At 72.7% G+C, this 22949-nt stretch carries 24 protein-coding genes; 15 read left to right on the forward strand and 9 right to left on the reverse strand.

Going from position 1 to position 22949, the window contains the following annotated elements; translation table 11 throughout:
* The first annotated feature begins 8 nt into the window (after positions 1-8).
* Positions 9-1625, forward strand: a complete 1617-nt coding sequence (locus HHX41_RS36360) for an alpha/beta fold hydrolase (RefSeq protein ID WP_182909581.1) — start codon at positions 9-11, stop codon at positions 1623-1625.
* Complete coding sequence (locus HHX41_RS36365) at positions 1622-2302, forward strand: hypothetical protein (RefSeq protein ID WP_182909582.1); 681 nt, start codon at positions 1622-1624, stop codon at positions 2300-2302. Before HHX41_RS36360 ends, HHX41_RS36365 begins: the two co-directional genes overlap by 4 nt.
* A gap of 131 nt (positions 2303-2433) precedes the next feature.
* On the opposite strand, the gene HHX41_RS36370 is transcribed toward HHX41_RS36365, so the two are convergent.
* The 5 genes from HHX41_RS36370 to HHX41_RS36390 all read right to left on the reverse strand — a co-directional run bounded on the left by HHX41_RS36370 (position 2434) and on the right by HHX41_RS36390 (position 6630).
* Positions 2434-3150 carry an SDR family oxidoreductase gene (locus tag HHX41_RS36370; RefSeq protein ID WP_169988589.1) on the reverse strand — a complete coding sequence of 239 codons (717 nt, stop codon included), beginning with the start codon at positions 3148-3150 and terminating at the stop codon, positions 2434-2436.
* On the reverse strand, positions 3141-4088 hold the full coding sequence (locus tag HHX41_RS36375) for a VOC family protein (RefSeq protein WP_182909583.1): 948 nt from the start codon (positions 4086-4088) through the stop codon (positions 3141-3143). The genes HHX41_RS36370 and HHX41_RS36375 overlap by 10 nt, the downstream gene beginning before the upstream one ends.
* A gap of 26 nt (positions 4089-4114) precedes the next feature.
* Positions 4115-4555 carry a nuclear transport factor 2 family protein gene (locus HHX41_RS36380; RefSeq protein WP_169988593.1) on the reverse strand — a complete coding sequence of 147 codons (441 nt, stop codon included), beginning with the start codon at positions 4553-4555 and terminating at the stop codon, positions 4115-4117.
* Positions 4556-4628: 73 nt separating this feature from the next.
* Complete coding sequence (locus tag HHX41_RS36385; RefSeq protein WP_182909584.1) at positions 4629-5585, reverse strand: hypothetical protein; 957 nt, start codon at positions 5583-5585, stop codon at positions 4629-4631.
* 7 nt (positions 5586-5592) lie between these two features.
* Complete coding sequence (locus tag HHX41_RS36390) at positions 5593-6630, reverse strand: NADP-dependent oxidoreductase (protein WP_182909585.1); 1038 nt, start codon at positions 6628-6630, stop codon at positions 5593-5595.
* A 129-nt stretch (positions 6631-6759) separates the two neighbouring features.
* Between HHX41_RS36390 and HHX41_RS36395 the strand changes: the two genes are divergently transcribed.
* From HHX41_RS36395 to HHX41_RS36455, 13 genes are all read left to right on the forward strand, one after another.
* Positions 6760-7479, forward strand: coding sequence for a FadR/GntR family transcriptional regulator (locus HHX41_RS36395; RefSeq protein WP_169988599.1), 720 nt, complete (start codon positions 6760-6762; stop codon positions 7477-7479).
* A gap of 120 nt (positions 7480-7599) precedes the next feature.
* Positions 7600-8121 (forward strand): MaoC family dehydratase, encoded by a 522-nt coding sequence (locus HHX41_RS36400; RefSeq protein WP_169988601.1) that lies wholly within the window; start codon positions 7600-7602, stop codon positions 8119-8121.
* 1 nt (position 8122) lies between these two features.
* A complete protein-coding gene (locus tag HHX41_RS36405; protein WP_169988603.1) occupies positions 8123-9157 on the forward strand; it encodes an LLM class flavin-dependent oxidoreductase in 1035 nt (344 codons plus the stop codon).
* The gene (locus HHX41_RS36410) at positions 9154-10371 is read left to right on the forward strand and encodes a CaiB/BaiF CoA-transferase family protein (RefSeq protein WP_169988605.1); all 1218 of its coding nucleotides are present in this window, start codon (positions 9154-9156) and stop codon (positions 10369-10371) included. The genes HHX41_RS36405 and HHX41_RS36410 overlap by 4 nt, the downstream gene beginning before the upstream one ends.
* Positions 10368-11765, forward strand: coding sequence for an MmgE/PrpD family protein (locus HHX41_RS42120; protein ID WP_310742336.1), 1398 nt, complete (start codon positions 10368-10370; stop codon positions 11763-11765). The genes HHX41_RS36410 and HHX41_RS42120 overlap by 4 nt, the downstream gene beginning before the upstream one ends.
* Positions 11765-12928, forward strand: a complete 1164-nt coding sequence (locus HHX41_RS36420; RefSeq protein ID WP_182909586.1) for a RidA family protein — start codon at positions 11765-11767, stop codon at positions 12926-12928. The genes HHX41_RS42120 and HHX41_RS36420 overlap by 1 nt, the downstream gene beginning before the upstream one ends.
* Positions 12925-13425: a MaoC family dehydratase N-terminal domain-containing protein gene (locus tag HHX41_RS36425; protein ID WP_169988609.1), complete on the forward strand. Its 501-nt coding sequence runs from the start codon at positions 12925-12927 to the stop codon at positions 13423-13425. Before HHX41_RS36420 ends, HHX41_RS36425 begins: the two co-directional genes overlap by 4 nt.
* Positions 13422-13919: a MaoC/PaaZ C-terminal domain-containing protein gene (locus tag HHX41_RS36430; RefSeq protein WP_310742337.1), complete on the forward strand. Its 498-nt coding sequence runs from the start codon at positions 13422-13424 to the stop codon at positions 13917-13919. Before HHX41_RS36425 ends, HHX41_RS36430 begins: the two co-directional genes overlap by 4 nt.
* Positions 13916-15064 carry an acetyl-CoA acetyltransferase gene (locus tag HHX41_RS36435; RefSeq protein WP_169988611.1) on the forward strand — a complete coding sequence of 383 codons (1149 nt, stop codon included), beginning with the start codon at positions 13916-13918 and terminating at the stop codon, positions 15062-15064. Before HHX41_RS36430 ends, HHX41_RS36435 begins: the two co-directional genes overlap by 4 nt.
* A complete protein-coding gene (locus HHX41_RS36440) occupies positions 15061-15477 on the forward strand; it encodes a Zn-ribbon domain-containing OB-fold protein (protein ID WP_169988613.1) in 417 nt (138 codons plus the stop codon). The genes HHX41_RS36435 and HHX41_RS36440 overlap by 4 nt, the downstream gene beginning before the upstream one ends.
* A 3-nt stretch (positions 15478-15480) precedes the next feature.
* Positions 15481-16650: an acyl-CoA dehydrogenase family protein gene (locus HHX41_RS36445; protein WP_169988615.1), complete on the forward strand. Its 1170-nt coding sequence runs from the start codon at positions 15481-15483 to the stop codon at positions 16648-16650.
* Complete coding sequence (locus tag HHX41_RS36450) at positions 16647-17474, forward strand: CoA ester lyase (RefSeq protein WP_182909587.1); 828 nt, start codon at positions 16647-16649, stop codon at positions 17472-17474. Before HHX41_RS36445 ends, HHX41_RS36450 begins: the two co-directional genes overlap by 4 nt.
* A complete protein-coding gene (locus tag HHX41_RS36455) occupies positions 17471-18136 on the forward strand; it encodes a cupin domain-containing protein (RefSeq protein ID WP_169988619.1) in 666 nt (221 codons plus the stop codon). Before HHX41_RS36450 ends, HHX41_RS36455 begins: the two co-directional genes overlap by 4 nt.
* Here HHX41_RS36455 and HHX41_RS36460 read toward each other — a convergent pair.
* The 4 genes from HHX41_RS36460 to HHX41_RS36475 are packed head-to-tail and all read right to left on the reverse strand — an operon-like array spanning position 18086 to position 22846.
* A complete protein-coding gene (locus tag HHX41_RS36460) occupies positions 18086-19450 on the reverse strand; it encodes an MFS transporter (protein WP_182909588.1) in 1365 nt (454 codons plus the stop codon). The two genes, HHX41_RS36455 and HHX41_RS36460, sit on opposite strands and share 51 nt — an antisense overlap.
* Positions 19447-20862, reverse strand: a complete 1416-nt coding sequence (locus HHX41_RS36465) for an MmgE/PrpD family protein (RefSeq protein WP_182909589.1) — start codon at positions 20860-20862, stop codon at positions 19447-19449. Before HHX41_RS36465 ends, HHX41_RS36460 begins: the two co-directional genes overlap by 4 nt.
* Positions 20859-21662: a cyclase family protein gene (locus HHX41_RS36470; protein WP_182909590.1), complete on the reverse strand. Its 804-nt coding sequence runs from the start codon at positions 21660-21662 to the stop codon at positions 20859-20861. The genes HHX41_RS36465 and HHX41_RS36470 overlap by 4 nt, the downstream gene beginning before the upstream one ends.
* Complete coding sequence (locus tag HHX41_RS36475) at positions 21662-22846, reverse strand: CaiB/BaiF CoA-transferase family protein (RefSeq protein WP_259401593.1); 1185 nt, start codon at positions 22844-22846, stop codon at positions 21662-21664. The genes HHX41_RS36470 and HHX41_RS36475 overlap by 1 nt, the downstream gene beginning before the upstream one ends.
* Positions 22847-22949 lie beyond the last annotated feature (103 nt).

Raw genomic sequence — 22949 nt, forward strand, 5'->3', positions numbered from 1 at the left:
GGCACTTGGTGACGGTCGGTGAGCGCCAGGTCCATTACCTGAGGGCGGGGTGTGGCCTGCCGGTCGTGCTCCTGCACGCCTCGCCCGGCGACCACCGGCCACTGCGTGAACTGGTCCGGGAGCTGGCGCCCTGGTTCAGCGTGTACGCGCTCGACACTCCCGGTCACGGCGGGTCCGACCGGCTCCCGGCCGCCGAGCCGGGCGTCGAGGACTACGGCGCCGCGCTCGGGGAGACGCTGACCGCGCTCGGCCTGGAGCGGGTCCACCTGTACGGCACGCACACCGGAGCGAAGATCGCACTGGCGTTCGCCGTCGAGCACCCGGAACGGGTCGCGTCCCTCGTGCTCGACGGACTGGGGATCTCGACCCCCGGGGAACGGGCCGACCAGCTCGCGAACTACCTTCCTCCCGTGCTGCCGCGAGGGGACGGAACCCACCTGGTCGCGGCGTGGCACCAGGTGCGCAACATGTTCCTGTTCTGGCCCTGGTACCGGGAGGAGCCGGGAGCACGGCTGTCCGCGGCGATGCCGGACCCCGAACAGCTGCACGACGTGACGGCGGGCCTGCTCGAAGCGGGGGAGGCGTACCCGCTGGCATACCGGGCGGCGTTCACCTGCGACCCGGTGCCGATGCTGGCACGGCTCGCGGTGCCGACCCTCGTGCTGGCCTCGCCCGGCGACCCGTTGCACGCGCACCTCGCCCGGATTCCGGCCGCGGGGGCCGGGGTCCGCGTCGAGCATCCGCCGTTTGGAGCCGGTCCCGCGCATGTGGCGGCCCGGCTGCGCGCCCAGGCGACGGGGTGTTCCGCCGGCGTGCGGGAGGCGCCGGAACCGCCGGGGCCGCTCCTCGCGGACCGGCTGTCCCGTCGCTATGTCCGGACCCGGCTGGGTCAGAGCCTGATCAGGTGGATCGCGCCGGCGGCCGGCGCCAGGCCGTTGGCGGTCCTGCCGCCGGCTCCGGCCTCCGGGCGGGCGGTGGAGCGACTGCTGGCGCGGGCCGGCAGCAGCCGCCCCGCGCTCGCCGTCGACCTGCCGGGCACCGGCGACTCGGAGCTCGACGGTCCCCTCGACGTGGACGCGGGTGAGCTGGCCGGGGCCGTGGTGGACATGCTGGACGAGGCCGGTCTGGACACGGTCGACCTGTACGGCACGGGCGCGGGCGGCGCGATCGCCGCCGAGGTGGCCCGGCGCCATCCGGCGCGCGTGCACGCCCTGGCGCTGGCCGCGCTGCCCGACCCGGACCGGGTTTCCGCCGGCCTCGTGGCGGCACGCACCCCCGACCTCACCCCGGACGACCACGGGATCCACCTGCTGCGGGCATGGCACCTGGTCCGCGACGGCGCGCTCCGCGCCGGCCAGGTCTACGACGGGCGGGCTCTGGGCGAGCCGCATCGCAGGGTCCTCGACATCGTCAAGGCCTGGCCCTCGTACGGCTCCGCCTTCCGGGTCGCGGCGCTCGCCGCCCTCGCCCGGCAGCCGGCCGATCTCCGAGCCCCGGTCGTCGCCGCGGATCCGATCTGGGACCCGTTCCTGGCCGCGACGGAGATCATCCAGCCGTCCTCCCGCCGTGATGGCCGGGGTGGCGTCGACGAACTGCTCAGCGCTCTGGACGAGGCGGGAACATGAGCCGATACCGGTACGGAGTCATCGACTACGTCGGCGACGGCGTCGGCCTCCGCGGCCGGGAGGAGTGGACGCTCACCGTCGCCGAGGACGGCACCCGCACGCTGCGCGCCCACTGCCGCATGTGGGACAGCCGGATCGAACGCGATGTCGTGCATACGGTCTCGCCCGCGTTCCGCCCGATGCGGACCTTCATCAGCCATCGGCTGGCCGGGGAGTTTCTCGGGGAGGGCTGGTTCGTCACGGGGGATGCCCTGCTGGAATCGCACCTGCTGCTCCGTGAGGCGGGCCACGCGTCGCAGCGGATCGATCTTGCGGCGCCCCCGCCGTTCTTCGTCCCGCACGCGGTCTGCTGCGACTCCTGGATCGTGCCCTCCTATGACCTGGCCGCAGGCGGACGGCAGGCACTGGTGGGCGGGTTCCGCTCCTCGCCCCGGCCCGACGGCGCCACGGGCCCGTACGCCGAGGAGATGACCGGCATCACCGCGGCCCTCGTCGGCGCGGAGACGGTCGCCGTCCCCGCCGGGACCTTCGCCACCTGGCACTTCCTGCTGACCAGCGACGGCGGCGCGGAGGAGCACCTGTGGACGAGCCGCGACGGGGACTGGCTGATGGTGCGACTGCGCTCCGACCGGCTCTCCTCGACCTACCACCTCGCCGAGCTGCGCGAAGGGACGTGACGCCCCCGATGGCCGGACGGAGCGGATGATCCGGCTCCCCCGCGCCGACGGGCCGTACGGCCGCCCGGCGGGCCCTGCTGCCACGCCCCGACGTCGGCCCACGCGCACCCGTGGGCCGCGTGGGCCGGGCTTCAGGCCGGGGGGAGCTGTCCCAGGTCGAGGCGGGTGACCACGGCGGCGCCGTCGAGCGCGACCAGGTTCCGCACCAGCTCGCCGACGACGGAGGCGTCCAGCCGGTCGGGGTTGAACCGGCTGGACAGCTCGCTTTTCACCATGGCCGCGACCACGAGGTCCGTCACTTTCACCAGGCGGTCGGAAAGCTCCGCGCGGAGCGTGTCGGACAGGCCGAGCAGCCCGAACTTCGACGCGGAATACGCCGCTCCCGTGGGGTAGCCGCGCAGGCCCGCGCCGGAGTTCACGTTGACGATGTGGCCGCGTTTGCCCGCGACGGGTTCCTGCCGGATCATCTGCCGGGCCGCGGCGCGGGCGCACAGGAACGCGCCGGTGAGGTTCGCGTCCAGAGTCTCCCGCCACGCCTCGTCCGTCAGTTCCAGGATCTCGCTCTTGCGGAACACTCCGGCATTGTTGACCAGTACGTCGAGCCTGCCGTACTCGCGGGCGACGCGGGCGACCACATGGTCGACCTGCTCCGTCACCGTGACGTCGAGCGGCACGCCGGTCGCGGCGCCTCCCGCGGCCCGGATCGCCTCGGCCACCTCGGACACCCGGTTCGCGCGCCGGCCGGCGCACACCACCGCGTACCCCGCCGCCGCCAGGGACTCGGCGATCGCTCGCCCGAGTCCGCTGCCCGCGCCCGTCACCAGGGCGACTCCGGCGCTCACCGACATTGGTAGAACTCCAGGACCTCGCCGTCCAGACCGAAGAAGGTCTGCACGAGGGCGGGGCCGTACGGCGGCAGGTCCACCTCGACGGGGTCGCACACCGGCTCGGCTCCGAGCCTGCCGACCAGGTCCGCGGTGGCCTGCAGATCATCGGTCTCCAGCGAGACCGAGAGAATTCCGAGGCTGGGCGGAACGGCGCGGTCCCGCTGCTGCTCACCGGGGAACCCGACGTATTGGGCGAGCTCCACCCGGCCGTTGAGGCTGCTGCCGGGAACGTACAGGTTGATGTTGTGCAGTCCGGTTCCCCGCGGAAGGCGGAAGAAGGACTCCATGTTCTCGATCAGCTTGTCGTACAGCTCGGCGAAACCGAGCGCCCGGTAGAAGGACGCGGACGCGCGGGCGTCGCTCACGTGCATCGCGACCGTCTGCAGCTCGCTCGGTCGCCCGTCGTAGCCGGCCAGGGCCGAGCCCTCGCCGGGCTCGAGTTCGAACACGTCCAGGACGACCCCGTCGGGGTCGTAGGACAACGAGTCCCACGCCGACAGGTCCGGCGTGACAGTCCAATGGGTCGGCTCCGACTTGGAACGGCCGCCCGCCGCGCGCAACCGGCCGATCGCCGAGCGGATGTCGGGCACCCGGATGTTGAGCGCGTAATGGCCGTAGTCCTGCGGCCGCGAGTAGTCGCCCCAGTAGGGCTCGCCGGGCGCGACGGACTGGTCGGCGTCGAATCGGACAAGGCGCAGCAGCCCGGTGGTCGCACTCACCGGTCCCATCACGACCGCGTGCCCGGTGAGGCCGCTCGGCATCTGCCAGGCGAGCTCCGCCTCCCGGCCGCCGACCGTTCCCTCACCGAGACGGACGTAGTCGAACGTGTCCGCGTAGAAGGCGCAGGACCGTTCGAGATCCGCGACGGCCACCGTCGCCACCCGGATTTCACTGATCACAGGACGCGTCCCCTTCGCCGGGCCGGTCATGCGAGCGGCGTGGCGCCTTCGGGCCACCAGTCGCCGGCGCCGTACGGATCCTCCAGGGGCTGGGAACCGTGCTCGTGGACGATACGCCAGCGTCCCTCCTCGCGGCGGACCAGCCAGGTCATCCGCATGCGCAGCCGTCCGGCCTTGCCGTCGCCCATGATGTCGTAGTCGATGACGCCAACGACCTGGGCCAGGGTGTCGCTCTCCCAGGTGAAGGGACCCTCGACCCAGCGGAACCCGTTGATGCGGATCGGCGCCTTGAAGTACGCCTCCCATCCCGCCCTGATCCGGTCGCCGCCGTGGGTGGTCCAGCGTGGTCCCTCGACGAACACGTACGCGTCGTCGGCGGGAGAGAAGGTCTCCAGCACGCCGTCCAGTCGTCTTTCGATGACGGCGGTGAGCATCGCCTCCGCGGTGCCGAGCGGTGTTGTGGTCATGGGCACGCCTTCCGTGATCTCAAATGTGTTCCGGTTCATCGTTTCGATTCCGTGACGTCAGGAGCTTGGGGGATCAGGGGCCCGGCGGCGACACGACGTGATGCAGCATTCCGTTCGGGGACTCGATCAGCGCGCTCGTCACCCTGCCGAACGGAGGGATCTCCTCCTCGGCGGGTTCGAGGGCGGGCAGACTCGCGTCCCTCGCCGCCCTGACCGCGTCCCGTGCCGAGGGGACGGCGATCGTGCACGCGACCAGGCCACGGGTCGGCGGGCGCACGCCACGCAGTGAGACGTCCCGCGCGCCTCGCCCGTAGTCGATGATGCCGATGTACGGCTCCGCGAGCCGGGATCCGTAGTTCGCGGCCCTGATGCCGTGCCCCTCGGCGAGACCGACCATGGACTGGAAGGACTCGTCCGCGAACGCGTACTCGTACACCTTGTTCAGGCCCAGGACGTCCAGGTAGAACCATCGGGCGTCTGCGGGATCACGGACGGGGGCGGAGACACTCATCACCTCGGAGACGTCGCGATCCGTCATCGTCACGTACTGCCGGAACTGCACCGGATCGCCGGAGCAGAGCGCGCACACCACGCCGTCGTCGATCCAGAGGTGGGTCTCGCTGAAGCTCCAGCCGTCGAGGTCGTAGCGGGAGGTCGGCCTGAGCTTGCGCGCCCCCAGCTCGAGTGCCCTGTGCTCCACCCTCTCCGGGTCGGGGCAGTAGAAGTCGATGACCTTGAAGGCGTCCTTCGCGTCGCCGTTCTCCGGGCCGCGCGCCACCGCGGTCGAGCTCGGCGTGAATTCGAGGAGCCGGATGCCGGACCGGGTACCCGGCGTCATGAGGGTCGTCTCCAGCGCCGGAAGGCCGACCGACCAGATGCGCTCCGAGTCACGGGCCGTACGCCGCGTGACGCTGTGCACCTCGAGCCCGAACGCCCTGGTGAACAGACTGGTCTGCCGATCGGTGTCGCCGGTCACGATGACCGGGCCGAGGAGCCCCGGCTGGGGAAGGACGGGCGGCGGCGTCGTCACGAGGCTCTCACCCACCCGGCTCGCCGGCATCGGCTGGGCCCGGCGTACGTCCGTCGCCGCGTGCGACGTGCACGATGGTCTTGCCGATGTTGCGGCCGGCCATGAGCCGGCAGAAGGCCGCGGGGGCGGAGCCGAGCCCCTCGTGCGTGTCCTCGAGGACGCGCACCCGGCCCTCCGCGACGAGCCGGCCGACCCGGTCGGCGAACCGCGGCAGCAGGTCCTGATGATCGTGTACGACGAGGCCGTGCACGGTGGCGCGTGCCCGCATCACCGCCCCGGCGGGCAGCGTGGTCGGTCCCGTCTCGTTGGCGTTGTCGGGCAGGCCGCACAGCACCACCCGGGCACCGGCGGCGAGCCGGTTCAGCACGCCGCCGAGGACCGCGCCGCCGGCCATGTGCAGGTACCCGTCGACACCGTCGGGGCAGGCCTCGGCGAGGGCGTCGAGCCAGTCCGGGTCGTGGCGGTCGACGGCCGCCGCGTAGCCGAGGCGCTCGACCGCGACCCGGCACTTGTCCGGACCGCCGGCGATCGCCACCGTGCGTGCGCCGGCGAGCCCGGCGAGCTGCCCCGCGGTGCCGCCGACCGCGCCGGTCGCGGAGGACACGACGACGGTGTCACCCACCTCCGGGCGCAGCAGCCGGCTCACCGCGGCGTACGCGGTCAGCCCCGGCATGCCGAGCACGCCGAGTGCCGCGGTGCGCGGCACGCCGGACGGCACCGGCAGCGGGCGCGGGGATGAGGCGGGGACCGCGGCGTACTCCTGCCATCCGGTCTCGGCCACGACCCACTCGCCCGTGTCCACCACTTGGGCGAGGGCCCTGCCGGGCACGAGCTCGCCGGGGTGTACGGGGGGATGGCCGAGGTCGCGCCCGGTCAGGGTGCCGCGGACGTACGGGTCCAGTGAGAGGTGAACCGTGCGGACCAGTGTCTCGCCGGGCCCCGGTGACGGCAGGGCGGTCGTCTCCGTACGGAAGTCGTCTTCGATCGGCACGCCTCGCGGGCGCCGGGCCAGGACGATTCTCCGTTGCGTCCCTGGGAGGCTCATCCGATCCGCTTCTCCTTCTCCGGCGACACCGGCTCGGTCAGGCAGGACCCAGGCTTACACATCGAAACGTTGTTTCGCTAGGGGGAACACGGGCTCAACATCGAGCGTCGATGAGGTTAGGCTGTCGCCGTGTCCACCGATCGTGTTTCGGCGCCCGCTTATCAGGATCTGGCCGACCGGCTGCGCGAGCAGATCCTCTCCGGAGAGTTCGAGCCCGGAGACCGCCTTCCCGTCGAGCCCGACCTGTGCGCGATGTACGGCGTGAGCCGGAGCACCGTGCGCGAGGCGTTGCGCGTCCTGTCCAGCGAGCGGCTGCTGGTCACCCGGCGGGGGGTGGCGGGAGGCAGTTTCGTCGCCCGCCCCGAGCCGGAGCACATCAGCAGCTATCTGCTGTCCAGTCTGGCGCTGTTCCGGGATTCGGGCTCGGTCGCCAATCTACTGGAGGTGCGCGTCCTGCTGGAGGTGCCCACCGCCGGCCTGGCCGCAGTCCGCAGGTCCCCGGAACAGCTGGAGGCGCTGCGGGCCGCGATCTTCAACCCGCGCGAGGTCGAGCGTGAGGACCTCTACCGGACGAACCGGCAGTTCCACAAGGCGCTCCTGGAGGCGGCGAACAACCCCTTGCTCGACGCGGTGACGGCGCCCGTGTTCAGCGTGCTGGAGAGCGGTTTCGACCGGCACGGCGTTTCCGACGACCACTGGGACAGGGTCGACAGGGACCATCGGGAGATCCTGGCGTACGTCGAGGCGGGGGACTCCCTCGGCGCGGAGCGGGCTCAGCGGGAGCACCTGGAACACCTGCGCAGCACCTACTCCCAGATCGACAGGGAGCGCCGCAGGGGAGACGGCTGAGGGCCGCGGCGCGCGTAGATTGGAACGCCGTTATGCAGAGCGGAACAATCCCTTGACCCCTAAATGGTCTGACGTTTAGGCTCGGGCCCGTAACACGACAGGTCCGAGGTAGGGAGCGTCATGGGTGTCAAGCCGGGCTGGCAGGGCCGGTTCTTCGAGGATTTCGAGGTCGGTGACGTTTACCGGCACCCGCTCGGCAGGACGGTGTCGGAGGCGGACAACACCTGGTTCACGCTCCTGACGATGAACACGAACCAGATGCACTTCAACGCGGAGTACGCGGCACGCTCGGAGTTCGGCCGGCCCCTCGTGGTCTCCACCTTCACGGTGGCGATCGCGGTGGGGCAGAGCGTCACCGACCTCACCCAGAACGCGTTCGCCAATCTCGGCTGGGACGACATCAAGATGACCCACCCGGTGTTCGCGGGCGACACGCTGTGGAGCGAATCGATCGTGCTCGACAAGCGCGAGTCGGCCAGCCGGCCGCACGCCGGCATCGTCACCGTGCGCACCCGCACGCTCAACCAGGACGGCAAGGAGGTCTGCTCGTTCAAGCGGACCTTCTACGTCTACCGCCGCGGCGCCGAGCAGATCGAGGGTGTCTTCCCCGTGGCCGAGCGGCCGCTCAGCCTGGAGGGCTGACATGCGCATCACCTACGGTCCCTGGGGAGAGACCCTCGCGGAGCAGGTGGAGGCGGCGCGCGCGGCGGAGCGGGCGGGCGCCGAGGTCGTCTGGGTTCCCGAGATGCACCGCAGCGCGATCGTGTCGGCGGCGGCGCTGGCACAGTCCACGGCCACCGCCCGGATCGGCACGGCGATCGCGCTCGCCTTCACCCGCAGTCCCATGGTGACCGCGCTGGAGGCGCTCGACGTCGACGAACTGTCCGGCGGCCGTTTCGTTCTCGGGCTGGGCACCGGTGTGCAGCGGCTCAACGAGGACTGGCACAACGTGCGGTGGGGCAAGCCGGTCGGCCGGCTGCGGGAGACCGTCCGCGACATCCGGCACTTCTGGGCGCACTGCGCGTCGGGTGAGCCGATGGTCCTGGACGGAGAGCACGCGCCGATGCGCATCCGCGGATACCGGCGGCCGTTCCCGGTCACCCGTACCCGGATACCGATCTATCTGGCGGCGGTGGGCCCCGCGATGACCCGGCTCGCGGCCGAGATCGGCGACGGCTGGATATCGCACGAGCTGTGCTCCCCGGCGTACCTCGCCGAGCGCGTCCTCCCGGAGGTGGAGGCGGGGCTGGCGAAGGCGCGGGGAAAGAACCGGGAAGACCTCGACCTCGTGGTTTCCGCGTGCTGCTCCGTCGACGCGGACGCGGGCGTCGCCCGGCGTCGTGCCGCGGGCCTGGTCGGCTTCTACGCGAGCGTGCGCAGCTACGCCGACTTCTTCGCCTTCCACGATCTGGCCGGCGAGCAGGCCGCCGTGGTGGAGGCCTTCCGCTCCGGACGCGGCGCCGACCATCTCGGCGACGTCGTGCCGGACCGGATGGTCGACGCGGTCACCATCGCCGGCGACCCCGATGAGGTGCGCGCCCGTCTGGCCGCCTACGAGGGTCTCGCCGACACCGTCAAGCTGACCCCGCCGACGCACGGGCTCCCCGCGTCCGAGACCAGGGCGGCCCAGGAATCCATCATCCAGCTCATCGCCGACATCACAGGAGGGCGGGCGTGAGACCCCTGGAGGACGTCCGGATCGTTGCCGTCGAGCAGTACGGCGCCGGCCCGTTCGGCAGTGTGCACCTGGCCGACCTCGGGGCCGAGGTGATCAAAATCGAGGATCCGCGGGTCGGCGGCGACGTCGGGCGGTACGTGCCGCCGTACGGCGAAGGCGAGGACTCGCTGTTCTTCGAGACCTTCAACCGCAACAAGCGCAGTCTGTCCCTCGACCTCGCCACCGACGAGGGGCGTGCGGTCTTCGAGGACCTGGTGCGGGTCAGCGACGTGGTCTACAGCAACCTGCGCGGCGACGTGCCCGCCAAGATCCGCATCACCTACGACGACCTGAAGCACCTCAACCCCGCCATCGTGTGCTGCTCGCTCACCGGGTTCGGCATGACCGGCCCCAGGCAGAAGGAGCCGGGGTACGACTACGTCCTGCAGGGCCTCGCCGGATGGATGGACATCACCGGGGAGCCCGAGGGGCCGCCCACCAAGTCCGGTCTGTCGATGGTCGACTACTCGGGCGGCCTGGTGGCGGCGATCTCGCTCCTGGCCGGCCTGCACGCGGCCCGCAGGGACGGCGTGGGCATGGACTGCGACGTCAGCCTCTACGACACCGCCATCGGTCTGCTGACCTATCCGGCGGTCTGGCACCTCAACGAGGGATTCGTTCCGGAGCGCACCCGCCACTCCGCCCATCCGTCCCTGGTCCCCTTCCAGGCGTTCGAGGCGAAGGACGGCTGGCTCGTCGTCGGCTGTGCGAAGGAGAAGTTCTGGCAGCGGCTCGCCAAGGTCATCGGCCACCCCGAATGGGCGGACGACGAGCGGTTCGCGACGTTCGCCGACCGCCGCCGCAACAAGGACGTCCTGCTGCCGATGCTCGAGGAGGTGTTCCGCGGGCGAACGGTCGACGAATGGCTGGCGCCGCTCTACGAGGCGTCGATTCCGTGCGGCCCGATCAACGACGTCGCCACCGCCCTGACGGAGGAGCACACCGCCGCCCGCGGCCTGGTCGTGGAGACCGAGCACCCCCGCTGGGGCACGCTGCGCCAGGTCGCCTCCCCGATCCGGGTCGGTTCGCGGCCCCCCGAGTACCGGCGGGCGCCCCAGCGCAACGAGGACTTCGGCCACGTCGTACGCGGGCTCCTGGGATACGGCGACGCGAAGGTGGCGGCGCTGGCGGAGGCGGGTGCCTTCGGACCGCCCGCCCGGGAGGTGGCGTCGTGACCGCCGCGCGCGCCCTAACCGCGTGGGCACTGGGTCCGGGGCCGGCCGGCGCGCCCCCGGAGGTGCGGGAGGCGGCCTGCCGTCACCTGCTCGACGGGCTCGGCACGGCCGTCGCGGCCGGCCGTACCCGGATCGCCGCGCCCGCGGTCGCGGTCGCGCGAGGGCTCGGGGGCCCGGCGGAGGCCACGGTGCTCGGCACCGGCGAACGCGGGTCGGCGGTGGCGGCGGCGCTCGCCACCGGCACGCTGGTGCACGCCCTGGACTTCGACGACACGCACGCGGGCGGGCTGGTCCACGCCACCGCGGTGGTGCTGCCGGCGGCCCTCGCGGTCGGCGAGGAGGTGGGCGCGTCCGGCGCCGAGGTGCTCGCCGCGGCGGTCGCCGGCTACGAGACGGTGTGCCGCGTCGCCGCCGCTGTCCCGCACGGGTTCCACACCCGCGGCCTGCACGCGACCATGAGCTGCGGAGTGATGTCGGCCGCCGTCGTGGCGGCCCGGCTGCTGGGGCTCGGCGCCGACCGGACCGTCGACGCGCTGGGCATCGCGGGCAGCCAGGCGGGCGGGCTGCTCGAGTTCCTGTCCACCGGCGCGTCCACCAAGCAACTCCACCCCGGCTTCGCGTCGGCCTCCGGCATCCTCGCCGCCCGGCTCGCGGCGGCCGGGGCCACCGGTCCGGACAGTGTCCTGGAGGGCCCGCACGGGCTGTACGCGGCGCTGGCCGGCCGGACCGTCGACGCCGGCGCGGTCACCTCCGGGCTGGGGGAGTCGTGGGAGACCACCCGGATCACCGTCAAGCCCTACCCGGCGTGTCAGCTCATGCACGTGACCCTCGACGCGGTCGCCGAGGCGCTGCGCGGACACGGCGTCCGGGCGTCCGAGGTGATCGAGGTGGTCGCCGACGTGCACCCGGACAGCGCGGCCATCGTGTGCGAGCCGGCGGAGCGCAAGACCCGCCCGCGCACGCCGTACGACGCCAAGTTCTCCCTGCCGTGGAGTGTGGCGGCGCTGCTCCTCGACGGCGAGGTGACGCTCGGGACGTACTCCCCGGAATCCATTCGCCGTCCTGAGGTGGCGGATCTCGCGGCACGGGTGCGCACCGTCGTCACCCCTGCCGGCGTATCGAGCACCGTCGCCGCCGACGCGCCGGGACGCGTGCTCCTGCGGCTCGACGGCGGACGGGTGATCGAGGGGAGGGTGCCCGGCAGCGCCGGCGGCCCCGACCGCCCGCTCCGCGACAGCGAGCTGGACGCGAAGTTCACCGCCAACGCCGCGGGCGACCCGAAGGACACCGCCGAGCTGGCCCGCAGGGTGCGCGGCCTCGCCGACGAGCCCGATCTTTCCACCATCGCCGCACTCGCCGACCGGCTCGCCCGGTCGGCGCCGGAGGAACAGTGATGACCTTGCAAGCCATCCGTCCGAGCCGCTTCCCATGGTTCCGCTATGACGGCTACTCCTTCTCGCTCGGCCTGACGCACGGTGACGGCGCCTGGCTGTCCGGGCACTCGGCCAGCGAGTACGACCCCGAGTCCGGGCGCATCGTCGTGCGCGGCGGGATGACCGACCAGGCCCGCACGGCGTACGCGAAGATCGGCGCTATCCTCGACGCGGCCGGGCTGTCCTTCGCCGACGTCACGCGGGTCACGGAGAACGTCACGGTCGCGGGCCTGGACGCCTACCAGGAGGCGGCGGCCGTCCGGGCGGAGATCTTCGGTGAGCACCGCCCCGCGGTCAGCACGGTGATCGTCGACCGCCTGCTGCGCCCGGCGGCGTTCATCGAGATCGAGGTGCACGCGAGCGCGGGCGGCGCGACGGCAGCGGCCGGCGGCGTGGCCGAGGCCCCGGACGGCACGATCTTCCTGCCCACGGTGCTGCCCCTCGACGAGCGGGGCGACGTGGTCGCCGAGGGCGATCTCACCGGCCAGTACGCCTACTGCCTCGAGCGGGCCGACCTGCTGCTGCGCGGCATCGGGTCGTCGCTGGACGCCGCCGTCACGACCTACGACTACACGACGCCCGCCACCCGGGACGTCTACCGGCGTACGCACGCGGTCCGTAAGGAACGGCTCGGCGGGGCCGGCGTCTACCCCGGCGCGGGCGGCATCCTGATGAGCCGGCTGCACCGCCCGGGCGTGCTCGTCGCGCTCGACGTCACCGCGTCCCGGCATCCCCTGGAGGCGGTCAACCCCGGCTGGGCCCGCTACGACACGCTCACCTACACCCCCGGCGTCAAGGCCGGCGGCATGCTGTGGATGAGCGGTTTCGCGGCCCTGGACATGGAGACGCAACAGGCGCTGCATCCGGGTGACGTGGTGGCGCAGGCCGAGGTGACCTATGAGGCGATCCTGCGGGTTCTGGACGCCGCCGGCGCCGGTCCTGAGCACCTGCTGTCGACGATCGAGTACGTCTGCCCCGAGGGGCTGAGCGCCTATCGGGGCGTCGCGGACGTGCGCAAGCGCCTGCTCCGCGAGCCATGGCCCGCGTCCACCGGCGCGATCTGCGCGGGACTGCTGCGTCCGGAGTTCCTCATCGAGGTCTTCCCCGCGGCGGTGCTCCCATGAGCCTGCTGACGGAGGAGATCCGCGCGCTCGTCGGCAAGGAGGTCTCCTACACCGCGCCCGAGGAGCTCGGCAGGGCCTCGATCCGCTACTTCGCCCGCGCCGTCGGCGACGACAACCCGCTCTATACGGACGACGCGTACGCCAGGCGGCACGGCTACGACGGAGTCATCGCCCCGCCCACCCTGGTCTGCGAGACGAACCAGTACGCCGACGTGCCGCCCGATCCCGACGGCTATGCCGGGCACGACTGGCACATCGAGATCCCCGGGACTCGGAAGGTGCGCGGCGGCAACACCTACACCTTCCACCGCCCCGTCCGGCCCGGTGACGTCGTCACCGCGACCTGGCGTCTGACCGGCATCGCCGAGCGCCGCACCTCCGGGGGGCAGGAGATGCTCGTCGTCTCCTCGGCCGCCGAGTACACCGACCAGCAGGGCAGGTTGCTCGTCACGAACGAGGAGACCATCATCTTCGTCGCGCTGAAGGAGGAACGGTGACCGACCCGACGGTGACTGGGCCGGCGGTGACCGACCCGACGGTGGAGGCCGGCACCGAGGTCGCTCCGCTGGAGCGCACGATCGGCCTCCGCGACATGATCGCCTACGCCGGCGCCACGTGGGACTGGCACCGGCTGCACTACGACCACGAGTACCTGCAGGAGCGGGGGCTGCCCGCGCCAGTGGTCGACGGGCAGGTCTTCGGCGCGCTGCTCGTCGAGCAGCTCCAGGACTGGCTCGGCCCGCGAGCCGTCGTCCGCCGCCTGCACTTCCGGTTCAAGAATCTGGTCTTCGCGGGGGACACCGTCCGCTGCGTCGGGCGGGTCACCGCGGTCGACGGCGACACCATCCGAGTGGAGCAGCGCATCCTGATCGTCGACGGAGACGAACCGGAACGGGTGGCGGTGGAGCCGGCCGGGGCCGAGGTCGTGCTGCGCCACCCCGAGCAGCGTGACCCCGAGCAGTGCGACCCGGAGGGGACGGAGGCGCCATGACCACCTCCGTCGCGATCGCCGGAGCGGCCGAGAGCGATCTCGGCGTCACCGGCAAGTCCGTCCTCGGCCTGCAGGCCCAGGCGATCGGCCGGGCGCTCGAGGACGCCGGGCTGACCCTCGCCGACGTGGACGGCCTGGCGACGACCGGGGTGTCCCGGTTCTCGGCGACCCAGGTCGCCGACTACCTGGGGCTGCGCCCGGCCTGGACCGACTCGACCTTCGCCGGCGGCTCCGCGTTCGAGATGTACGTCGCCCGCGCCGTCCAGGCAATCGAGGCCGGTCAGTGCTCGACCGTGGTCATCTCGTACGGTTCCAACCAGCGCTCCGCCCGGTCCCGATCCCTGGCCGGCGTGGTGGAGTCGCACACTCCGGAGGCGCAGTTCGAGACGCCCTACGGACCCCTCTATCCCATCTCCTACTACGCGATGGCCGCCCAGCGATACCTCCACCGGTACGGCGGGACCCGGGAGCAGCTCGCCGAGGTCGCCGTCGCGGCCCGCGAGTGGGCGCTGCTCAACCCGGCGGCGTTCCGGCACGGGACGGGCCCGCTGAGCGTGGCCGACGTGGTCGGCGCCCCCATGGTGTCGACGCCGCTGACCACGGCCGACTGCTGCCTGGTGACCGACGGGGGAGGGGCGGTCGTGCTCACCTCGCTCGACCGGGCCCGCGACCTGCGCAGACCGCCGGTCCGCGTGCTCGGGTACGGCGAGTGCACGACCAACACCTCGATGACCGCCGTGGACGATCTGACCGTGACCGGGGCCGTCGAGTCCGGACGGGCCGCGTTCGCCCGCGCCGGGCTGACCCCCGCGGACGTGGACGTCGCCGAGGTCTACGACTCCTTCACCATCACCGTCGTGCTCACCCTGGAGGCGCTCGGGTTCTGCGGCAGGGGCGAGGCACTCGACTGGATCGCCGGAGGACGGATCCGGCCCGGCGGCGACTTCCCGCTCGACACCTCCGGCGGCGGCCTGTCCTACTGCCATCCCGGACAGTACGGCGTGCTGCTGCTGGTCGAGGCCGTGCGGCAGCTGCGCGGGGAGTGCGACGCCCGTCAGGTGGCGGGGGCGGAGATCGCCCTCGCGCACGGCACGGGCGGGATCCTGTCCACGCACGCGACCGTCCTGCTGGGGGTGGACCGATGAGCACCGAAGTACCGGGGGGCGGCCAGGTGCCCGACCCCGACGAGGTGACCGCGCCGTGGTGGGACGCCACCCGGCGGCGTGTCCTCCTCGTCCAGCGCTGCGCGGCCTGCGGGCACGCGCAGCATCCCCCGCGCGCGCTGTGCACGGCCTGCGGATCCCCGCGCGACCTCGGCTGGTCGGAGGCGACCGGCGACGGCGTGGTGGACGCCTGCACGGTCGTCGAGCGGGCGATGCCCGGCTTCCGGCCGCCCTACGTCGTGGCGCGCGTACGCCTCGCGGAGGGCGTGCTGCTGCTCAGCAACGTGGTCGCCGAGCGCCCGCATGACGTTGGCGTCGGCGACACGCTCCGGCTCGACTGGCGGCCGCTGCCCGACGGGCGTGCGCTGCCGGTCTTCGTACTTTCCCAGAGGTGATTCGTGGACTTCGAGCTGAACGACGACCAGCGTGAGTTCCGCGCGCTGCTGCGCGCGTTCGTCGACAAGGAGATCGTGCCGGTCGCACGGGACTGGGAGCACTCCGGCCGGTACCCGACCGAGATCGTGGACGGCTTCAAGGCGATGGGCCTGTTCGGCGTCACCGTGCCGGAGGAGTACGGCGGGCTCGACCTGGACCCGGTGTCCTTCGCGCTCGTCTTCGAGGAGCTCTCGCGCGGCTGGATGGGGGTGGCGGGCATTCTCGGCAGCCACTCCCTGGCCTGCCGGATGATCGCGATGCACGGCACCGAGGAACAGAAGCGGCGTTACCTGCCGGGGCTCGCCAGCGGTGAGCGGCGTACCGGAATCGGCCTCACCGAGCCCGACGCGGGCACCGACCTGCAGGGCATCCGCACCACCGCGCGCCGCGACGGCGACCACTACGTGGTGACCGGCACCAAGACCTGGATCACCAACGCGCGGCACGCCGATCCGCTCCCGGTGCTGGTCAAGACCGACCCGGACGCGACGCCCGCGCACCGGGGGATGAGCATCCTGCTCGTCGACGCCGACACCCCCGGATACACGGTCACCAAGGACATCCCGAAGCTCGGTTACAAGGGCACCGAGTCGTGTGAGGTCGTGCTCGACGGCGCCCGGGTCCCGGCGGCGAACCTCCTCGGAGGGGCCGAGGGCCGGGGCATGCAGCAGGCGCTGTCCGCGCTGGAGTGGGGCCGGGTCAACATCGCGGCCCGCTCCGTGGGCATCGCGCAGCGCGCCTACGACGAGGCCCTGGCCTACGCCGGGCAGCGCAAGGCGTTCGGCCGGCCCATCGCCGACTTCCAGGCCGTCCAACTCCAGCTCGCCTCGCTGGCCACGACGCTCCAGGCGGCCCGGCTCATGGCGTACTGGGCCGCCGACCGGGTCCGGCGCGGACGGGCCGACGCCCAGACGGGCATGGCCAAGATCTTCTGCTCCGAGGTCGCGCTGCAGGCCGCCATCGACGCGCTGAAGGTGCACGGCGGATACGGATACTCCACCGAATACGAGGTGGAGCGGCTGTACCGCGACGCAGTCCTCATGAGCATCGGCGAGGGCACCAACGACGTGCTGCGCACCGTCGTGGCCAAGGCCCTCACCCGCGGGGACGCGAAGGTGGGGTGGGGCGGGTGACCGCGCGCTCCTACCTCTACGTTCCCGGCGACTCCCCGGAGAAGCTCGGCAAGGCACTCGGCAGGGGCGCGGACGCCCTCATCGTCGACCTGGAGGACGCGGTCCCGGCCGCGGGCAAGGACGAGGCGCGGGCCGCCGTACGCGACTGGCTGGACACGGCCGACCCCGGACCGGTGGAGATCTGGGTCCGGGTCAATCCCGGTGAGCTGCGCGAGGCGGACGTGCGAGCCGTGGCGGCCTCCCCGAGGGTGACCGGTCTCGTGCTGGCGAAGGTCGAGACCGCGGACGAGCTCGGCACGCTCGACGCCCTGCTGACCGGCATCGGCGCCGAACGGCTGCCGGTCGTCCCGCTGCTGGAATCCGCGGCGGCCGTCCTGCGGGCGCCGCGGATCGCGGCGGCCCCCAGGGTGGCCCGCCTGCAGGTCGGCGAGGCGGACCTGCGGGCGGACACCGGCATCACCCCGGGCGACGACGAGCGGGAACTGCTCTGGGTCCGCTCCCAGGTGGTGCTCGCCTCGGCCGCCGCCGGCATCGACCCCCCGGTGGCTCCGGTCTCCACCGACTTCCGCGACCTCGACGCGCTGCGCGCCTCGACGCTCGGCCTGGCCCGGCTCGGTTACGTCGGCCGCGCCTGTATCCACCCGGCGCAGATCGCGGTGATCAACGACGTCTTCACGCCGGCCGACGACGAGGTCGGCTGGGCGCGGGACCTGGTGGCCAGGTTCGAGGCCGAGGGGTCGGGCGTGCTCGTCGACTCGAACGGGCGCATGGTCGACGAGGCGGTCGTGCGCCAGGCACGGCGGGTTCTCGCGAGAGCACGGTGACGTCCGGCGAGGCCGGAGTCGTCGATCTGCACGCCCCGGACCTGGCGTGGACCACCGTGCCCATGCCCGGGGCGGCGGACCCCGTCCGGCTGGTCCGCCTGCACCTCGACCGCGCGACCCGCTCCTCGGTGTCGCTGGTCCGCTTCCCCGCCGGGTGGAGCAGGCCGGGAGCCGGCCACTACACCTGCGCCGAGGAGTTCGTCGTGATCGAGGGGCGCATCTCCGTCAGCGGCACGGACGTCGAGGCCGGGACGTACGCCTACCTGCCCCCGAGGGCGACGAGGACGGCCACCGTGGCCGGAAGCGGCGGCTGCCTGGCCGTCGCCTGGTTCTCCGGCGCGCCCGTCTGGCGGGAGGGCCCGGCCGCCGACGTCCCGGACCACGACCCGGTTCACGGGCCGGTCCACGGGCCGCCTGGCCTGTGCCGGAGGCGGAGGCCGGCCGTCCCGGGGGATTCCGCGGTGCTCCCCTCCGTCGCCGGTCTCCCCGAACGCCTCGCCGAGGCCGTCGACCTGCTGTTCGTCGATTCGCCCCGGTGGGCGTACGTCCCGCCCGGGGAGCCCCTCCCCGGGCTCCCGGGTCCCGTCCTGGCCCGGCGCTGGCCCGCCCCGTCACCTCTCGGCCCGGCCGAGGTGACGCAGGAGCAGCAGCACCCCGGGTAGCACCGCCACAGCGGCGCCCAGCAGCCCGGCACGCAGACCGGTGTCGAGGATCCGCGCCTGCTCGGCCAGGGTGGAGAGCGAGCCGAGCACCGCGATCCCCAGCACCGCCCCCGTCTGCCGCACCAGCGACAGCGCGGCCAGCGCCGACGCGGCCCTGGCCGCGTCCACGTTGCCGAGCACCGCCAGCGTGTCCCCGTTGTAGAGGATCCCGGCGGCGAAGCCGGACAGGACGAGCGGCACCACGATCAGGGCGGTCGGACCGAGCGCGGCGCACGCGACCAGCACGTAGACCACGGCGAGGACCGCGACGGCGCAGGCCATCACCCTGGCCAGCCCGCTCCGGCGGGCCAGTCGCGCGGTGAGCCGCCCGCCCAGCGGCATGCCGATCGCGCCGGCCAGGACGATCAGCCCGGCCTGGCCGGGGCTGAACCCCCGCACCTCCTGGAAGAGCAGCGACACCAGGAACGAGCCGCCGGTGATGGTCCCGTTGTAGAGGAGGCTGCTCACCATGATCGCCGCGTACGCGGGATCGCGCAGCATCGTCAGGTCGACGGCGGGCTGGGCGGCCCGCCGCTCGACGATCACGACCAGGGCGAACAGCGGAACGCACGCGGCCAGACCGGCGAACGCCCATTCCGGGCTGCCGTCCGGCCTGCCCAGCTCGATGAAGGACCAGCAGAGCACGGCGAGGCCCGCTCCGGTGACGGCTGCCCCCGCGATGTCGAACCGCCCGCTCGCCCGTCGTGCTCTTTCGGCCAGCCGCGTAGTGCCGATCATCCCGAGCGCCGCGAGTGGCAGGTGGACGAGGAAGACCGCCCGCCAGCCGAGCGTGCCGACGAGCCAGCCGCCGACGGTGGGGCCGGCGATGAGGCCCAGGGACGACACGGTGATCCAGGTCCCGAACGCCCGGCCGCGGTCCGACTGGCTGACGTTGGCCTCCAGCAGGGCGGCGGAGTTCGGCAGCATGAGCGCGACACCCGCTCCCTCCACGACGCGTGCCGCCAGCAGCAGGGGCAGCGACGGTGAGGCGGCCGCCGCGGCGGTGGCCAGGCCGAAGAGCGCCAGCCCGAGCCGTACCGCCCGCCGGGTGCCGAAGCGGTCGCCGAACGCGCCCGCGAACGGCAGCACCGCGGCGGCGGCGAGGGACATCGCCGCCGCCACCCACTGCAGGCCGGAGACGGACGCCGCCAGGGACGCGCCGATGACGGGGAGCGCGACGACGACGGCGGTGTTGTCGAACATCACGAGCCCGAGTCCGACACCGCAGGTAGCCGCCACCAGGGCCGGGCGGGGGCGCGCGGACGCCGCGCTCACCCGCCCGCGATCAGCGCCGCGTCGAGCAGGCCCGCGACCTTCGCGCGGCCCGGCAGGCCGCGTACCTCCGCCGCCAGTGTGGCCGCGGCCCGGGCCGGCAGCACGCGAGCGGCGTTGAGCTCGTACTTCGTCTGCAGTTCGTCCATGGTCAGCGGGTGTTCCGGCCCGCCCCGCGAGGAGTGGACACGGTGCTCCAGCCGCCGCCCGTCCGTCGTGCGCACCCTCAGCACGGCGGAGAACGCCCGGGGGAACTCCTCGGTGCACTCCGCGTCGGGCACCACGCGCACCCTGGCGGCCAGGGCGAGCCTGCGCTCGTCCCGGAAGGCGGACTCGGTGAAGTCGTCGAGGTGCAGACCGAGTCCGCCGCCCCCGATGAGGGCGCTGGCCACCGTGTAGGGGCCGGAGAACTTCGCGTGGTACGGCGTGCGCGGCCGCACCTTCTCTTCGTACGGCTCGCCGATGGTGCGCAGCGGGGCGGCCGCCACGCCGAGCTCGATCTCCGCGATGTCGTCGGGCCGCAGCCCGCCGGCGCGCAGGGCGAGGGCGGCGTCGATGCCGGGGTGGGTGAAGTGGTTGGAGGGATACGGCTTGTACACCGTTCTGAGCAGCTCCCACCGATCGCCGAGCCCGTCGGTGATGGCGCCCTCGTCGTACCGCCCGTCGAGGAACGCCTGGAAGAACCCGAATCGTCCTTCGAAGACCGTCGGCGGCCCGGTCACGCCCTCCGCCGCCATCCCCGCGGCCACCACGCCCGCGTGGGCCGCCCAGCCGCAGTGGATCCGCTTGACGGTGCCGCCGGTGCGGTTGGCCTCGATGACGCCGGCTCCCATGCTGGCGGCGATCCCCATCGCGTGGGCGATTCCGTCGGCGTCCAGGCCCATCAGCAGCGCCGCGCCGGCCGCGGCGCCGACGGTCCCGCAGATCGACGTGGCGTGCCAGCCCTTCTCGAAGAAGAGGGAGTTGCGCATCTCCGGAATGTAGGACGCCATCCCCAGACGGTTGGTGATCTCGTCGCCCACCGCGACCGCCTGACACAACTCGGCGCCCGAGGCGCCCACCGCCTCCGCGACGGCCAGCACGGCCGGAACGACGGAGGCGGACGGGTGGAGCACCGAGGGCAGGTGGGTGTCGTCGAAGTCGAGCGCGTGTGCGAGGGTGCCGTTGACCAGCGCCGCCGAGGGCGCGGGAAGGGAGAGCCTGCGGCCGATGACCGATGACTCCCCGGCGCCGCCCCATCTGCCCGCCAGGCGCATGATCGCCTCGTGCGGTTCTGCGGGGCCGGTGAGCTCCTGGGCGGCGAGGCAGTTTCCGAAGGTGTCGAGCACGCGGCCGGTCACGTCGGCGACGATCGGTTCTGGCAGGCCGGCACGACTGGCGGCGGCGAACTCGGCCAGGGTCGAGACGATGGTCATGCCGCGAGCACCGCGAGGGGTCGCACGGGTGCGCCGGTGGCGCCCACGACGGGCAGCGGGTTGAGCACCAGCAGGAACTCGGGCTTCCCGATGCCGATCAGCTCGGTCAGGCGCATCGTCTCGACGATGTTCACGCCCGCCTCCACCAGTAGGATCCGGTGCACGGGCAGGGTCGCGTGGCCGCGCCCGGGGGCGATTCGCTCGAAGGCGATCGTCTCTCCGCCGACCACCGCGGCCCCGTGCCCGACCAGCCATCGAGCGGCGTCCGGGCCCGGGCCGGGCACCCCGCCCTCCTCTCCGGTGAACCGGGACGGCCGGTCCCACTCGCGGGACCAGCCGGTGCCGATCAGCACGGCGTCGCCGCGGCGCAGCTCCACGCCGGCCCTGCGCCGCGCGGCCTCCAGGTCCACGGGAGTGATCTCGTAGCCGGGCGGCAGCACGTCGACGCCGTGTACTGCGGTCACGTCGAGCAGCACGGCTCGTCCGACATAGGGCTTGAAGGTCTCGATCCCGTACCGGGACAGGCCCTGGTGCGACTGGATGCCCGAGGCCTCGACTCGTCCGTACACGTAGCCGTCCTGGGACACGTGCCCGAGGGCGTCGACGTGTGTGCCCACGTGCCCCCCGGTGAGGATGACCTCGTTGGCCGCGGAACCGCCGTCCTCGCGGACCATGTCGCCGTGCCTGCGCTCGATGACCATCCTGAACCGCGGATGGTTCGGCGACTGGGGCATACCCGTGCGCATCGGCTGCGCGAGATCGACGACTTTGGCGTCGTCGAGATACCGCCACAACGACATCACACCACTCCCTTGTCTCGCAGGGCGGTGAGCTCGTCGGCGCTGACGCCGAGGCCGCCCCATACGTCTGTGTTGTCGGCGCCGCGCGCGCGGCCCGTCCATCGGATGGAACCCGGCGTCTCGGAAAGGCGGAACAGCACGTTCTGCATGCGTACGGGCCCGAGGTCGGGGTCCTGCACGGTGGTGATCGTGTCGAGCGCGCGGTACTGCGGGTCCTCGAACACGTCCCGGATGTCGTAGATGGGAGCCACCGCCGCCTCGACCCGTTCGAATTCCTCGACCACGGTCGCCAGGTCGCGTTCGGCGATCCACGCTCCGACGTGGCCGTCCAGCAGGTCGGCGTGTTCGGCCCGGCCGGCCCCGGTGGCGAACCACGGCTCGTCGATCACCTCGGGATGCCCGACCAGCCGCATCACCCGCTGCGCGATGGAGTCGGCCGACGTGGACACCGCCACCCAGCGGCCGTCCCGGGTCCGGTAGGTGTTGCGCGGAGCGTTGTTGACCGAGCGGTTGCCGGTGCGCGACTGGATCTGGCCGAGCTGGTCCCACACGAGCGGCTGCGCGCCGAGAATGGTGACCAGCGGCTCGACGATGGCCAGGTCGATCACCTGGCCGCGTCCGCTCCCTCCGGGCCGGTCGCGGTGATGCAGCGCCATCGTGACCGCGTTGACGCAGGTGAGCGCGGAGATCCCGTCGGCCAGACCGAACGGCGGCAGGGTGGGCGGGCCGTCGGGCTCCCCGGTGACCGCGGCGAAACCGCTCATCGACTCGGCGAGGGTGCCGAATCCGGGGCGGCGAGCGTACGGGCCGAACTGTCCGAAGCCGGTCACCCGGGCGATGACCAGGCGGGGGTTGAGCTCGTGCAGGATCTCCGGGGACAGGCCCCATCGTTCGAGTGTGCCCGGGCGGAAGTTCTCGATCAGCACGTCGGCGCGGGCGAGCAGCCGTTTGAGCAGCTCGGCGCCTTCGGAGCTGCTGAGGTCGGCGGTCACCGTTCGCTTGTTCCGGCCGAGCATCTTCCACCACAGGCCGATCCCGTGCTTGCTCGCGCCGTGAGTGCGTGAGGGGTCACCCCGCTTGGGGTGCTCCACCTTGATGACATCGGCGCCGAAGTCTCCGAGGATCGTCGCCGCCAGTGGCCCTGCGAACAGCGTGGCGGCGTCGACGACGACGACGCCGGCCAGCGGCCCGGTGGGCGTTCCGGGCTGCTGGGCTTCCGCTGATCGTTCCTCCGGAACGATCTGCTCTTCATCCACGGAATGGGCCTCCTCGACCTGCTGTGTGCCT

The sequence above is a fragment of the Microbispora sp. H13382 genome (assembly GCF_014161445.1).
GTDB lineage: Bacteria > Actinomycetota > Actinomycetes > Streptosporangiales > Streptosporangiaceae > Microbispora.

Excerpts from the sequence above, each read along its gene's own strand:
- HHX41_RS36365 (WP_182909582.1), top strand. The coding sequence starts at position 1,622 with ATGAGCCGATACCGGTACGGAGTCATCGACTACGTCGGCGACGGCGTC.
- HHX41_RS36370 (WP_169988589.1), bottom strand. The coding sequence starts at position 3,150 with ATGTCGGTGAGCGCCGGAGTCGCCCTGGTGACGGGCGCGGGCAGCGGA.
- HHX41_RS36380 (WP_169988593.1), bottom strand. The coding sequence starts at position 4,555 with ATGACCACAACACCGCTCGGCACCGCGGAGGCGATGCTCACCGCCGTC.
- HHX41_RS36390 (WP_182909585.1), bottom strand. The coding sequence starts at position 6,630 with ATGAGCCTCCCAGGGACGCAACGGAGAATCGTCCTGGCCCGGCGCCCG.
- HHX41_RS36400 (WP_169988601.1), top strand. The coding sequence starts at position 7,600 with ATGGGTGTCAAGCCGGGCTGGCAGGGCCGGTTCTTCGAGGATTTCGAG.
- HHX41_RS36405 (WP_169988603.1), top strand. The coding sequence starts at position 8,123 with ATGCGCATCACCTACGGTCCCTGGGGAGAGACCCTCGCGGAGCAGGTG.
- HHX41_RS36420 (WP_182909586.1), top strand. The coding sequence starts at position 11,765 with ATGACCTTGCAAGCCATCCGTCCGAGCCGCTTCCCATGGTTCCGCTAT.
- HHX41_RS36425 (WP_169988609.1), top strand. The coding sequence starts at position 12,925 with ATGAGCCTGCTGACGGAGGAGATCCGCGCGCTCGTCGGCAAGGAGGTC.
- HHX41_RS36435 (WP_169988611.1), top strand. The coding sequence starts at position 13,916 with ATGACCACCTCCGTCGCGATCGCCGGAGCGGCCGAGAGCGATCTCGGC.
- HHX41_RS36440 (WP_169988613.1), top strand. The coding sequence starts at position 15,061 with ATGAGCACCGAAGTACCGGGGGGCGGCCAGGTGCCCGACCCCGACGAG.
- HHX41_RS36465 (WP_182909589.1), bottom strand. The coding sequence starts at position 20,862 with ATGACCATCGTCTCGACCCTGGCCGAGTTCGCCGCCGCCAGTCGTGCC.
- HHX41_RS36470 (WP_182909590.1), bottom strand. The coding sequence starts at position 21,662 with ATGTCGTTGTGGCGGTATCTCGACGACGCCAAAGTCGTCGATCTCGCG.